The organism is Corynebacterium sp. HMSC072D12 (assembly GCF_001813925.1).
GTDB lineage: Bacteria > Actinomycetota > Actinomycetes > Mycobacteriales > Mycobacteriaceae > Corynebacterium > Corynebacterium aurimucosum.
Genome location: NZ_KV814411.1, coordinates 126,891 through 140,160 on the forward strand (window position 1 = coordinate 126,891; position 13,270 = coordinate 140,160).

Below are 13,270 nucleotides of genomic sequence, written 5' to 3' on the forward strand. Positions count from 1 at the left end.
CTGGTATCCATCCTGCTTGGCGCAGCCAGCACAGTCATCGAGTGGTCGGCTGACTTTGACATCAACCAACTAGTTGATCGCGCACCTAGCCCTCAGCCCGCAGCTCTCTTCTTCCCCGAATCCACGCCTACTCAGCGGCGCCAACTACCACTTGCGCAGATAATCGATGCGCTCTTGGAGCTGCTCGGCGTCGCACAACGCGGTGGGAGGGCCGCCGCAAGCCTTGCGGGCTTCAGTGTGAATAGCGCCGTGTGGGCGGCCGGTGCGTTGAGCGGTGATAGACACTACTGTGTTGAGCTCCTTGCGCAACGCGGAAATCTCATCCACCACACCTGACTGGGAACCGGTGCTGCTTGCCGATGCCTCCGCCCCGCGCTTGGGCGCATGCGGAGTGCCGTAGAGCTTGCGGCGTTGCTCCTCTGCCGCCTCTGCAGCCCGGCGCGCCTTCTCTTCTGCCTCGCGGCGGTCCAGCTCATCGGACTGCTTCTTGCGCAAAAGGTCCTTGACCTGGTCGGCGTCGAGAAGCCCGGGGATGCCGAGGAAATCCTCTTCTTCATCGGTGATATTGCCCGTGGTGAACTGCGAGCCGTTGTAAAGCAGTCCTGAAAATTCTGCTTCCGCGCCTAAGGATTCATAGGAAGGCTCGAGCATGTCCGGTTCGGACTTCTTCTTATTGGCGTCCTCGAGCAGCTCATCGTCCCAGCCATCCTTGTCGGGGTTTTTCTCCCCTCCCAGGACGTGGTCGCGCTGCTTCTCCATGTTCTCGGCAAGCCCCAAGAGCACCGGCACGGAAGGAAGAAAGACGGAGGCTGTCTCCCCTGGCATGCGGGAGCGCACGAAGCGCCCGATGGCCTGCGCGAAGAAGAGCGGTGTCGACGCAGAGGTGGCATACACACCCACGGCGAGGCGGGGAACGTCGACGCCCTCCGACACCATGCGCACGGCCACCATCCACTCGTCGGTGGATTCAGAGAACTCTGCAATACGCGCCGAGGAGCCTGGGTCATCGGAGAGGATGACGGAGACGGGGGTATTGGAAATCTGCTTGAGGATCTTGGCGTAGGCGCGCGCGGTTGTCGTGTCGGTAGCGAGCACGAGACCGCCGGCATCCGGCATGTTGCGGCGCATCTGCATCAGCCGTGTGTGCGCCGCCTGCAGGACGGTGGGGATCCACTCGCCTTTCGGGTCGAGGGCCGTGCGCCATGCGCGGGCGGTCTGCTCCGGATTGAGAATATCGCCGAGCCGGGCCGCATGTTCCTCACCGGCGCTATCACGCCAGCGGGATTCGCCGGAGTAGCTGAGGAAGACGACGGGGCGCACGACACCGTCGGCAAGCGCATCGCCATAGCCATACGTGTGATCAGAACGGGATACGAGGTGACCTTCCCCATCCTCCTCGTAGCGCACGAAGGGAATTTGCGAGTCATCGGAGCGAAAGGGGGTACCGGTCAGCGCGAGGCGGTGCTCCGCATCATCATAGGCTTCCCGCACGCCATCGCCCCAGCTCTTGGCATCACCGGCGTGGTGGATCTCATCGAGGATCACCAGGGTGCGCCGAGCTGAGGCCACCGCTCGGTGTTTGTACGGGTGCATGCCCACCTGCGCATAAGTCACCACGACACCGTCCATCGCGGGGTTGACTCCCGAGGAGTTTGTGAACTTGGGGTCGAGCGCTAAGCCAACGCGGGAGGCGGATTCCGACCACTGCACTTTGAGGTGCTCGGTGGGCACCACCACGATGACGCGCTCAACGGTGCGGTCCGCCATAAGCTCTGTGGCCACCCGCAGGGCGAAGGTGGTCTTACCTGCACCTGGCGTTGCCACCGCCATGAAATCCTTCGGCTTGGTGGCTAGGAACTTATCCAAAGCAGCGCGTTGCCACACGCGCAGCGAACCGTTATTGGCAAATCTCTGTGCTGGAGTCTGTGTAGACACGGTCAGCGACTATCCCCCTCTAGTTATCCCAACATCCCGCTTCTGTGAAGTTCTCTATCCCTAATGCTTGGCATCGACGCAGGATGAACGTCGATGCACAGCTTAACGGCGGCGCAAGCTCTTATAGACGCGCTCGCAGTCAGGGCACACGGGCGAACCAGGTTTGGCTTGCTTGGTTACCGGGAAGGTCTCTCCGCACAGGGCAACGACGTACTTGCCGTTGACCGCGGAGTCGAGGATCTGGTTCTTCTTCACGTAGTGGAAGAACTTCGGGGTGTCGTCGTTGGTCGACGTATCCTCGCGGACATCAGGGCGCTCAATAGTCTTAGTCGTCGTACTCACGCCCACTATCATGCCGCATCAGTATCGAAGTTGGCGAGTCCTCCAGCTACGCTGATAGGCATGACCCCTTCGAACTCGCGCGATAACGCCCGCCATACCCCACGATCGGGGCAGCGGCGCGGACGCCGATTCGGGCGCGAAACGCACCTCATCACCACGGCAAAACTCGCCCCCGGTCAGGACCGGCATCGCCGCGAGATCATCTACTCCATACTGCAGTTTCTGCGCGTTCCATCCCTCCTGATAGCCGGGGCCATGGTTTATGTCTGGCAGTGGTGGATCCCCGCCGCCCTTGTCGTGGCCGTCACCTTCCCCCTCCCCTGGATCGCTGTGGTCATTGGCAATGGCCGGGGTCAAAAGAAAGACAAGCGCGAAAAAGCTGTTTATAAACCAGCCCTTGCCCGGCAAATGGCGCAAGCACAACGTGAAGAACTCACCAGCGGTTCCCATGGTGAACTGCCCAGCACGCCTGGGCGGCACAAACCCTCGTCAGGAGCAGACACAAACAGTACTGCAGCTGACACTATTGACCACGAAGATTAGAACATCACTGTATTCCCTCCCCGATGCATTTAAGGATTCTCTTGTGAGCACCCAGCAGCCTTCTCCTTTTGGCCCAGCGATGAACCCGGAACACCCCATCGCGGACGTTGCGGCAGAACTTTCCCGAGTGTTTGCGGAGGCAGGGTTTAGTGCGGATGGCATCGCAGGCCATTTGGGACCCGAGTACACCGAAGCCCTGCATCGCGGCGAGCCCGCCGCAGTTGCGCTAGGAGCAAGCGGCGATTCCCGCCTGGACCATCTCATCCGTATCTTCTTGCTGCATGAACACGTACCAGCCACGCTGCTTTCCGACGTCCTCGGAGCACGCCTAGCCGCCCAACTCATTGATTGCGGTGTCGTGCTCAGCGACGAACACGGCACCGCCTACGTGGCTTATGACATTCGACCGCACATCATCGTGGGCAAGAATCGTGTCGTGTTCTCCGATGTTGATGCATCTCTGGTGCATCACGTCCCCGGCCCCGAGCATGTGTTGGGAGTGGGCTCGGCCAGCCTGTCCTTGTTGCATTCAACGCCAACGACACCAGTGGAATCAGTACTAGATTTAGGCACGGGTTCAGGCGTCCAGGTCCTTGGGCAGCTGGATTCTGCGCAACGCATTGTGGCTACCGACGTCCATGAGCGAGCCCTTGAACTCGCCCGCGCCACCGTCCTCGCGGCGGAGGCGGAAGACCGCGTTGAGCTACGCCACGGCTCCTGGTACGAACCCGTTGAGAATGAGCGCTTCGACCGCATCGTGGCTAATCCTCCATTCGTGGTTGGCTTACCCGAAGTGGGGCATGTCTATCGAGACTCCGGCCTCAACCTGGATGGAGCAAGCGAGCTGGTGGTCTCCCAGGCAGTCGAGCATCTCAACCCTGGGGGCACAGCGCACGTACTCGCAGCCTGGGTGCATCAAGGCGAAGAATCGTGGCAGCAGCGCGTCGCCTCGTGGCTACCGGATACCGGCGTCGCTGCATGGATCATTCAGCGCGATGTGGCGGACCCAGCGTTATATGTCTCAACCTGGTTGAGCGATGAATCCGTGGATGTTCGCAGCCCTGAAGGCCAAGAGCGGTCTCGCCGGTGGCTGGAGCACTTCCGTGAAAACGAGGTCACCGGAATCGGGTTTGGTTTCGTGGCCATCCAGCGCATCGGTGAGGACGAGCCCTCGGATATCTTGGCGGAGACCATGGCGCAGCCAGTTATCGATCCGCTCGGCCCGGAAGTGGAAGAATACTTCGCGCGCGTCGAATGGCTGCGCAACCTGGTGCCGGGTGAATTAGAAACTAAGCATGTACAGCTGCGCCCCGGGGTGGCCCGTGAGGACGTTGCGCTGCCCGATGGGGACCTGGGCATGGGCTTTGAGCGCGCGGCACTGCGGCTCAGCCGTACCGATGGCCCCCGCTGGCAGCACGATGTCGATGAGCATCTCGCGGCCATTGTCGCCGGGTTTAACCCGAATGGTTTGAGCATCGGTGAAACCATCGAGCTCTACGCCGCCGCGCAGGGTTTTGAAGAAGCCGAGTTGGTCAGCGCAGCACTTCCGGCCATCGTGGATCTTATCCGCCACGGGCTTCTCATCCCGACTGAGCTGCTAGCTTTTAGCAACACTGAGTAGCCTCGCGCCCCACTAAGAGCCTCTTTCCTCCTTCAATCCCCGCGTACTTCTCATCCGAGAAAGAACTCCTCTACAGAAAGGTTGTGTACTTCCCTGCCATGCGTGCTGTTTTAACCCGTGTTTCTGAAGCCTCTGTCACCGTTGACAACGACGTCGTTGGGTCCATTACCTGCCCCGACACCGGCGGAGTCCTAGCACTCATTGGTGTGTCGCGGGAGGACGTCGAGGCAGGTGGTGACGCCACCGCTAGCGACGGCCCGACTTTAGAGGAGAAGATGGACACGATGGCGCGCAAGATCGCTGAGCTGCGCATCCTCGAGGGTGAGACCAGCGTGGTCGATAGTGGTGCGCCAGTTCTGGTGGTAAGCCAGTTCACCCTCTACGGACGAACCGCGAAAGGCCGCCGACCTTCGTGGTCAGATGCAGCCCCAGGCGAGGCCGCGGAGCCGGTGATCCAGGGTGTAGTTGCGCGCCTGCGCGAACGCGGAATCACCGTGGAGGAAGGCCAGTTCGGAGCGATGATGCGCGTCTCCTCGGTCAACGAAGGGCCGTTCACCGTGCTCGTGGAGGTCTAGGTGCGGCGCGCCTCCCCCAAAATGGCCTAAAACCTCACTCTTCCCGCGGGGTGTTAGAACATTTTTCGGGCCACGGGAACTAACTGCGCCGAAAGCTCGTTGTAGGAGATGAACCAAGCCGCAACTTAGGAGGCATGAGATGGCCACATCATCCGCTGCTAGCGTCCAGGACGAGGACGGACAGGAAGTTGACCGCGGCTCACGCCGTAACCAAACAAATGACAATCCCTCTGCGGACTTGGTCCGCGTTTATCTCAACGGAATCGGCAAAACGGCGCTGCTGAGTGCTGAGGACGAGGTTGAGCTCGCACAGGCCATCGAGGTAGGCCTGTACGCCGAATACAAGCTCGCTAATGCCGAAAAGTTGACCCGCGCTGAGAAGCGCGACCTGAAGATTTTGGCCCGCGAAGGCAAGAAGGCTCGCTCCCACCTCTTGGAGGCCAATCTGCGTCTCGTAGTCTCCCTGGCTAAGCGTTATACCGGCCGCGGCATGCCGCTGCTGGACCTCATCCAGGAAGGTAACTTGGGCCTGATTCGTGCGATGGAGAAGTTTGATTATGCCAAGGGCTTCAAGTTCTCCACGTATGCAACGTGGTGGATCCGCCAGGCCATTACCCGCGGCATGGCTGACCAGTCCCGCACTATCCGCCTCCCTGTGCACCTGGTTGAGCAGGTAAATAAGCTTTCCCGGATTAAGCGCGAGATGTACCAGTCCTTGGGCCGCGAGGCCACGAATGAGGAGCTCGCGGAGGAATCCGGAATCGAAGAGTCCAAGATCGAGATGCTGCTGCGCCAGTCCCGCGATCCTGTTTCCTTGGACATGCCGGTCGGTACCGATGAGGAAGCCCCGTTGGGTGACTTCATTGAGGATGCCGAGGCAACGGATGCCGAGACCGCTGTGGTGGCCTCCATGCGCCACTCCGATATCCGCTCCGTGATTGGTTCCCTCGAGGAACGCGAACAGGATGTCATCCGCCTGCGCTATGGCTTGGACGATGGTGTCCCGCGCACCCTCGACCAGATTGGCCGCAAGTTCGGCCTCTCTCGTGAACGCGTTCGCCAAATCGAGCGTGAGGTGATGGCCAAGTTGCGCGAGGGCAACCGTGCGGACCGCCTCCGCGAGTACGCGCTCTAAGCCTTAGCTGACTTCCCAGCCTTAGCCATTGAGGAATGCCTTTGCTGCCCAGTTGACTTGTGCTGCTGGGCCGCAGAGGACGTTGCTCGGTGGCTTTTTCTTTCCTCGCGGTGGTCCTCACGGTTTTTAATTCCCGCCCCTCTCCTCCCTGTCGAACGCACAGTGCTGCGCGCTCTCAGCTTTCGAAAAATGCGCTATTGTTTAAGATATTCTCTTAATACACTTTTATTACCGCGCCTAAACCTATGTGGCTACGGACCGCCGACAACGCAGAAAGGTAAGCCCACGTGAGGGACCTAGTTGACACCACGGAAATGTATCTGCGAACCATCTACGAGCTCGAAGAGGAAGGTATTACCCCACTGCGTGCTCGAATTGCAGAGCGTTTAGAGCAGTCCGGACCGACCGTCTCCCAGACCGTGGCCCGGATGGAGCGCGATGGACTTCTTCACGTGCGCACCGACCGCAGCCTTGATCTCACTCAGCAGGGCCGCGAATTAGCTACCAACGTCATGCGCAAACACCGCTTGGCTGAGCGGTTGCTCACGGATGTCCTTGGCCTTGATATCCACAAGGTCCACGACGAGGCCTGCCGGTGGGAACACGTCATGAGCGAAGAAGTGGAAAAGCGAGTCGTCGCGGTGCTGGAGGATTCCTCCCGCTCACCATTCGGCAACCCAATCCCCGGTTTGGCTCAGCTGGGCATGTCTCCGGTAGAGCTCGACTTGGGCACGCGCGCCATCGACCTTCCCACGGGGCAAGAAACCGAGGCCACTATCGTGCAAATCAATGAGGTCTTGCAAGCTGATAATTCCACCTTCCACGACCTGTATGCCTGCGGAATCCAGGTTGGCTCGCACGTCACCGTAGTCAATGAGAGCGGGACGATTAGGCTGACAACGAAATCAGGGCACACTGTCGAGCTTGTCGACGACCTTGCTCACGCTATCCGCGTCAAGGAGGACTAAACCGATGAAGCTGTTAGTTACCGGCGGCGCCGGCTATGTCGGCAGCGTATGCGCGGCCGTCCTCGTTGAAAAAGGCCACGATGTCACCATCATCGACAATTTCTCTACCGGCAACCGCGAGGCCATCCCGGAGAAGGCGCGCCTTGTCGAAGGCGACGTGGCCGATGTCGCTCGTGAGGTGTTATCTGAGGGCGGTTTCGAAGGAGTCTTGCACTTCGCGGCCCGCTCCCTCGTGGGCGAATCTGTGGAGGCCCCGGCTGACTATTGGCAGCACAACGTGGTCACAACTCTAAAGCTGCTCAACGCTATGCGTGAATTCGAGGTCACCAACCTCGTCTTTTCCTCAACCGCTGCCACCTACGGTGAGCCGGCGCAAGTGCCGATCACGGAGACGATGCCCACCCAGCCGACGAACCCTTATGGCGCATCGAAGCTTGCCATCGACTACATGATTACTTCTTATGCCCAGGCCTATGGCTTGGGGGCGACTTCCCTGCGCTACTTCAACGTCGCCGGCGCCTACGGCGATATCGGAGAGAACCGCGAGGTGGAAACCCACCTCATTCCCCTTGTCCTGCAGGTAGCGCTGGGACATCGCGAAAAGATTTTCATCTTCGGCGATGACTACGACACCACCGATGGCACCGCAGTGCGCGATTACATCCACATTCGTGACTTGGCCGAAGCCCATGTCTTAGCGCTGGAGAGCAATGCCGCTGGCACCCACCGCATCTACAACCTGGGCTCCGGGGACGGCTACTCGGTCAAGCAGGTTATTGAGGCCTGCCGCGAAGTCACTGGACACCCCATCCCAGCAGAGCTTGCGCCGCGCCGCGCTGGTGACCCCGCGACGCTCGTGGCGTCCTCAGACAAGATTAAATCCGAGCTCGGATGGAACCCAGGCCGCACCGACTTGAAGACCATCGTCACGGATGCTTGGAATTTCACCCGGCAGCTCGGCGAGCGGGCTCACTCCGCTCGGCGCTAAGCGTCTTTTCTTTAGGCTCCTTCCCTAGGGCGGTGTCATAAGCCTTGAGCGCCCCTGTATGAATCGAATCACGTACCTTTTCATGCAGGCCATGGCGGTACGCTTGGCACAGCAGCGCCCCGAGGCGGTGGCTGGGAAACTCCTCCGTGACGAGCTGCAATGCTGGTCCGGCAAGGATATCCCACTCCTGCTCCAACTGCGCTAATGCGAAAAGGGTCAGCGCATTCGCCCGCAGCTCCCCGCTGAATGTGCGGGCCGCTGCGAGGAGAAGGTCCGCCCCGGCTTCGCCTGCCTGCGCGCAGATATCTACTACGAGGTCGCGCGTCCACGTCGTCGCGAGCCACACTGCGCAGGTTTCCAGTAGCTTGCTGTCCTGTTCTGCTTCTTCCACCGATGCCACTTGGTCAAGCGCCCACTGGGCATCCTCAAGAAAGTGATCCAGCAGGTCTTTGCGCTTCTTTCCGTGCGCAACGGCCACCTGCTCGCGATATCGCGTTGCCGAATCGCGGGCTTGCTGCGCTAAGACTTTAGCTTCTTCAGCGTCGAGGTAGCTATTCCCCGGCGCAAAGACGGAAAAGAAATCCTCCCGGTTTAGCTCAGGTACCACATTGTGGTCGACGCAAGAGCGCATCGAGGGGGCGTCGGTTAGCGCCGGTATAGTCCCCTCAACCCACTTCTTCATCGGCCCGCTACCGTCCGCGTTGACGGTTCCATGCAGCAATATATAAGGCGTATTCTGGGTGATTTCCTGGGCATACCACGCGGCGTCGATCTCCACCCCATCCTCAGCACGGTCCAGGCTATAAAGCCAGTGGGACACTTCCCGCAGTTCGGTGAGAGGCTGCTTCGAGATGAGGAAGGCAAAGACACCTTCGCGGGCATGCTCCGCTAGTAGCGGTGCGATGTCTGTGATCGTTCCTTGGGCATCCGTGATGTCGACGCGAGCGAGCGGCCCCATGGCTGGGCCGCGTGGAGTGGTGTCGATGGCCATGAACACCACTGATTCGGTGGGATAGAAGCCTAAGAGGCCGGGGATGTTAGCGAGAAGATGACCTGGAGTTGTTATTGGTGGTGTACGGTCTGTGTGCGTTGAAAAAGTGTTCATACCCTGTAGCCTGAACCACCAACGGTAGCCACCGCTAGGGATACCCCGGCGCGCACGGCATATCTGTGGATAACAAGTCCGGACTGCCACTCAATCCATGGAAATCCACTGGGTTATCCACACCTTGGCAAAGGCAAGCCTGGAGGAAGTAATGACTATATGGCATGCTTGTACGATCAACACCAGTTCCCGCAGGCAGTCCCACATACGCAGCCTCCCGGGTTTGTGTTCTCCTTGGAGCACCATTTCAGCTGGGAATAGGCAGCAAGCCTTAAGCGTTGCATGACACAGAACGCTGATGAAGTCCGTACGCTCGTTAAGAAGCGCACGATGAGAAGGAGGAGTCACTACCATGCAGGAAGAACAGCGCCGCATGTATGAGCTGGAGTATCCCGCTCCAGTGATCAAGGATGATTCGACTCCAGACAACGGCCCCACGATGATCGTTGCTATGAATGGTTATGCCGACGCCGGACAAGCCGTCGAAGCCAGTGCCGATCACCTCAAGGCCGCTTTGGAAAACCGCCAGCTGGCCTCGTTTAACAATGACGAGCTCATTGATTACCGCTCGCGCCGCCCCGCCGTCACCATCGATCATGACCGCACGGTGGAGATTGAGAACACTGACTTGGGTATCAAGGTGCTGCGGGATAACTCTGGCACTCCATTCTTGCTTCTCTCGGGCCCTGAACCGGACTTGCGGTGGGAGGCCTTTACTGATGCGGTAGTGAACTTGGTGGAGAAATTCGATATCAAGAACACCATCATGCTCTACTCGGCCCCCATGCCGGTGCCGCACACCCGCCCCACTGTGGTAACAGCGCATGGCAATTCGCCGGAGCTCCTTAACTCAATGGTGCGCATGGAATCCACCATGATGGTCCCCGGCGCCGCCGCCCTGTATATCGAGCGAGCCTTGGACAAGAAGGGCCGCCGCGTTGCCGGGTACACCGCCCATGTTCCGCACTACTTGGCCGCCTCCCCGTACCCGTCGGCCACGCTGCGTCTTTTGGATTCGGTGGCAACCGCAGCTGGCCTCAACATCCCACTGGGCAGCTTGGAGGCAGACGTGACTCGCGTTAACCAGCAGTTGGAGGAGCAGGTTACCAACTCTGAGGAAATTGCAGGCGTGGTCCACCAGCTGGAGGAGCAGTACGACGCCTACATGGAGCGCTACCGCTCCCGCCACCCGCAGGCCATCATGCCTGGCGAAGAGCACATGCCTACTGGTGAGGAGATCGGAGCAGACTTTGAAGCTTTCCTGGCGGGCCTCGACGACAATCCGGATATCCTCTCCGAAGATATCGATGACCGCGAAGACAACTATGGGCGGGAGCAAGGACCCGGCTCGGATATGGACGATGACGTCTAATCGCAGTTAGATCTACCGCACGAACACAGGCACCGAGGACAGCCATCTGGGACTCCGGGGTGGAGGCCTAGTCCGCGGTGCTTTTCGCCTAAGGTGGGACGGGTGAACCTTTCTCAGATGTTGCCCGATCTCGCCGAAGTCCCCGAGTCGATGGTTGATGAGGCCATCTGGGACACATTTTTGTCCTGGACTTCTGGCCGTGGTATTTCGCTTTACCCAGCGCAGGAAGAAGCCTCCCTCGGCATTCTTGCCGGGGATAACGTCATCCTGGCAACTCCCACTGGTTCCGGCAAATCCATGGTGGCCAACGCCGCCCACTTCATTGCTTTGGCGCGCGGCCAGCGCAGCTTCTACACCGCACCCATCAAGGCCTTGGTGAGCGAAAAATTCTTCGCGCTCTGCGAGATTTTCGGCCCCGAGAACGTCGGCATGATGACCGGTGATGCCACGGTCAACGGCTCCGCTCCCATCATCGCCGCGACGGCTGAGATTGTGGCCAATATTGCGCTGCGTGATGGCGCGGAAGCCGCCATTGATCAGGTAATCATGGATGAGTTCCATTACTACTCCGAGCCTGATCGCGGCTGGGCCTGGCAGGTTCCGCTGTTGGAGCTACCGAAGGCCCAATTCTTGCTCATGTCCGCCACCTTGGGCGATACCGCCTGGCTGGAGAAGGATTTGACGGAGCGTACCGGCCGTACGACGACTCTGGTAGCGGGAACAACTCGCCCAGTGCCCCTCGACTTCTCTTATGTCTTTTCCGCGGTCCACGAAACCATCGAAGAATTGCTCGCCGATGGCAAGGCCCCTGTCTATGTCGTCCACTTCTCCCAACGCGAGGCCTCAGAGCGCGCGCAGGCGTTGACTTCCCTGTCGAAGATCATCACCCCGGAGGAGAAGGAGGCCATTGCAGCTGAGCTCGCGGGCTTCCGCTTCACCACGACGTTTGGCAAAGACCTCTCTAAGCTTCTGCGTAAGGGAATCGGTGTGCACCACGCTGGTATGTTGCCGAAATATCGGCGCTTGGTTGAGCGCCTGGCCCAGAAGGGCCTTCTCAAGATTATTTGCGGCACCGATACTTTGGGCGTGGGCATCAACGTCCCCATTCGCACAGTCCTGATGACCGGCCTTGCCAAATATGATGGAACCCGCCAGCGCATTCTGAAGTCTCGCGAGTTTCACCAGATTGCCGGCCGCGCTGGCCGCGCCGGTTATGACACGGAAGGCACCGTCGTCGTGCAGGCGCCGGAGTATGAGATTGAGAACGCCAAGGCGCGGCGCCGTGTGGGCGATGACCCAGCAAGGCTCAAGAAGCTGAAAAAGAAGTCTGCGCGCGACGGTGAAGTGTCGTGGTCGGAACAGACTTACGCACGGCTTATCGACGCCGAACCGGAGCAACTAACGTCCCAATTCCGAGTGTCCAATTCCATGTTGCTCAACGTGCTCGCCCGGCACGGCAACGGCTACGAGCATCTCAAGCACCTGCTGCGCACCAGCCACAACACGCGTGCCCGCCAGAACGAAGACATCCTGACGGCATTGAGTCTGTTCCGGGGACTTCTCAATTCGGGCGTAGTGCAAAAGTCTACGAAGGGGCTCGATATCTACGGCCGTCCCTACCACGTCGTGCGAGAGATGCCGCGCGATTTCGCCCTCAACCAGCCTTTAGGACCCTTCGCGCTGGCAGCGCTCACCTTATTAGATCCAGAATCGGATACTTATGCACTCGACGTCATCTCTGTCTTTGAATCGGTGCTGGATGATCCTCGCCAGGTACTCATTGCCCAACAGAAGCAGCGGCGCGGTGAGGAAATCGCGGCGCTCAAGGCCGAGGGCGTGGACTATACCGAGCGCATGGCCATCGTGGAAGACATCACGTGGCCAAAGCCTCTGGAAGAGCTCCTCGAGCAGTCCTATGAGACCTTCTGCCAGACCAACCCATGGGCGAAGGAGTTCGAGCTGCGGCCTAAGTCTGTAGTGCGCGACATGCTGGAGAGCGCCATGACTTTTTCCGATCTCGTCGCCACCTACGGTCTGGCCCGCTCGGAAGGCGTCATTTTGCGCTACCTGACCGATGCCTGGCGCACGCTCAAGCAGTCCATTCCTGCGGAGTTCCTCACAGAGGAACTCGAGGACATTATCGTCTGGCTCGGGGAGCTTATCCGCCAAGTCGATTCTTCGCTTGTCGACGAGTGGGCTGAGATGGCTGGCGAGGACTCCCCCATTTCCCAGGAAGATTTGGACCGCGAGTTGGCCTTCGGAGTCGAGGATCCCACCGCCTTGACCGCGAATCAGCGGGCTTTCAGCATCATGGTGCGCAACTACTTCTTCCGCCTTGCCCAACTCTTTGCGTTGGAGAAGGAAGAGCGCTTGGCAGACCTGTTGGACTACTTGGAGGAGATTCCTGACTTTAGCCGTGCCCTCGATGACTACTTCGATGACTACGATGACATTGACACTGGGCCAGCGGCTAGGGGCCAGGAATACTTCCTCCTGGACAAGGGCGACGCAGGTTCGGGCGCTCGTGGCGTTGGCGGCTCGCGGTCGTGGACCGTGCGTCAGATCCTTAAGGACCCAGAGGGTGATAATTCCTATCAGCTCGTTGGCACCGTAGATCTCGATGCCTCCGATGAAGCCGGGGAGGTACGGCTATCCGAGCTGCGCGTGGAGTACTAGGGCGCATAAG

General features: G+C 59.6%; 11 protein-coding genes. 8 read left to right on the top strand and 3 right to left on the bottom strand.

The genetic code is table 11. The features are described from left to right. Positions 1-144 precede the first annotated feature (144 nt). Positions 145-1,935 carry a DEAD/DEAH box helicase gene (locus HMPREF2943_RS08185; RefSeq protein WP_070446762.1) on the bottom strand — a complete coding sequence of 597 codons (1,791 nt, stop codon included), beginning with the start codon at positions 1,933-1,935 and terminating at the stop codon, positions 145-147. A gap of 102 nt (positions 1,936-2,037) precedes the next feature. Continuing rightward, on the bottom strand, positions 2,038-2,289 hold the full coding sequence (locus tag HMPREF2943_RS08190; protein ID WP_012715089.1) for a DUF3039 domain-containing protein: 252 nt from the start codon (positions 2,287-2,289) through the stop codon (positions 2,038-2,040). A gap of 48 nt (positions 2,290-2,337) precedes the next feature. Here HMPREF2943_RS08190 and HMPREF2943_RS12215 point away from each other — a divergent pair, with 48 nt between their 5' ends. The 6 genes from HMPREF2943_RS12215 to galE all read left to right on the top strand — a co-directional run bounded on the left by HMPREF2943_RS12215 (position 2,338) and on the right by galE (position 8,107). Further along, on the top strand, positions 2,338-2,820 hold the full coding sequence (locus HMPREF2943_RS12215) for a DUF3099 domain-containing protein (RefSeq protein WP_141740731.1): 483 nt from the start codon (positions 2,338-2,340) through the stop codon (positions 2,818-2,820). Between the two features lie 79 nt (positions 2,821-2,899). After that, positions 2,900-4,441 carry a DUF7782 domain-containing protein gene (locus tag HMPREF2943_RS08200; protein ID WP_210399730.1) on the top strand — a complete coding sequence of 514 codons (1,542 nt, stop codon included), beginning with the start codon at positions 2,900-2,902 and terminating at the stop codon, positions 4,439-4,441. Positions 4,442-4,539: 98 nt separating this feature from the next. Then, entirely contained in the window at positions 4,540-5,016 is a 477-nt protein-coding gene (gene dtd / locus HMPREF2943_RS08205) for a D-aminoacyl-tRNA deacylase (RefSeq protein ID WP_070446759.1), read from the top strand. Between the two features lie 139 nt (positions 5,017-5,155). Continuing rightward, positions 5,156-6,151, top strand: a complete 996-nt coding sequence (locus tag HMPREF2943_RS08210) for a sigma-70 family RNA polymerase sigma factor (protein ID WP_046648202.1) — start codon at positions 5,156-5,158, stop codon at positions 6,149-6,151. Positions 6,152-6,438: 287 nt separating this feature from the next. Then, positions 6,439-7,119: a metal-dependent transcriptional regulator gene (locus HMPREF2943_RS08215; protein ID WP_070446758.1), complete on the top strand. Its 681-nt coding sequence runs from the start codon at positions 6,439-6,441 to the stop codon at positions 7,117-7,119. Between the two features lie 4 nt (positions 7,120-7,123). Then, complete coding sequence (galE, locus tag HMPREF2943_RS08220) at positions 7,124-8,107, top strand: UDP-glucose 4-epimerase GalE (RefSeq protein ID WP_070446757.1); 984 nt, start codon at positions 7,124-7,126, stop codon at positions 8,105-8,107. On the opposite strand, the gene HMPREF2943_RS08225 is transcribed toward galE, so the two are convergent. Beyond that, on the bottom strand, positions 8,064-9,212 hold the full coding sequence (locus HMPREF2943_RS08225; RefSeq protein WP_070711308.1) for a DUF4192 domain-containing protein: 1,149 nt from the start codon (positions 9,210-9,212) through the stop codon (positions 8,064-8,066). The two genes, galE and HMPREF2943_RS08225, sit on opposite strands and share 44 nt — an antisense overlap. A 352-nt stretch (positions 9,213-9,564) precedes the next feature. On the opposite strand from HMPREF2943_RS08225, the gene HMPREF2943_RS08230 reads away from it, so the two are divergent. Both HMPREF2943_RS08230 and HMPREF2943_RS08235 read left to right on the top strand, forming a co-directional pair. Further along, on the top strand, positions 9,565-10,584 hold the full coding sequence (locus HMPREF2943_RS08230) for a PAC2 family protein (protein WP_070446755.1): 1,020 nt from the start codon (positions 9,565-9,567) through the stop codon (positions 10,582-10,584). 102 nt (positions 10,585-10,686) lie between these two features. Then, complete coding sequence (locus HMPREF2943_RS08235; RefSeq protein ID WP_070644937.1) at positions 10,687-13,260, top strand: DEAD/DEAH box helicase; 2,574 nt, start codon at positions 10,687-10,689, stop codon at positions 13,258-13,260. Positions 13,261-13,270 lie beyond the last annotated feature (10 nt).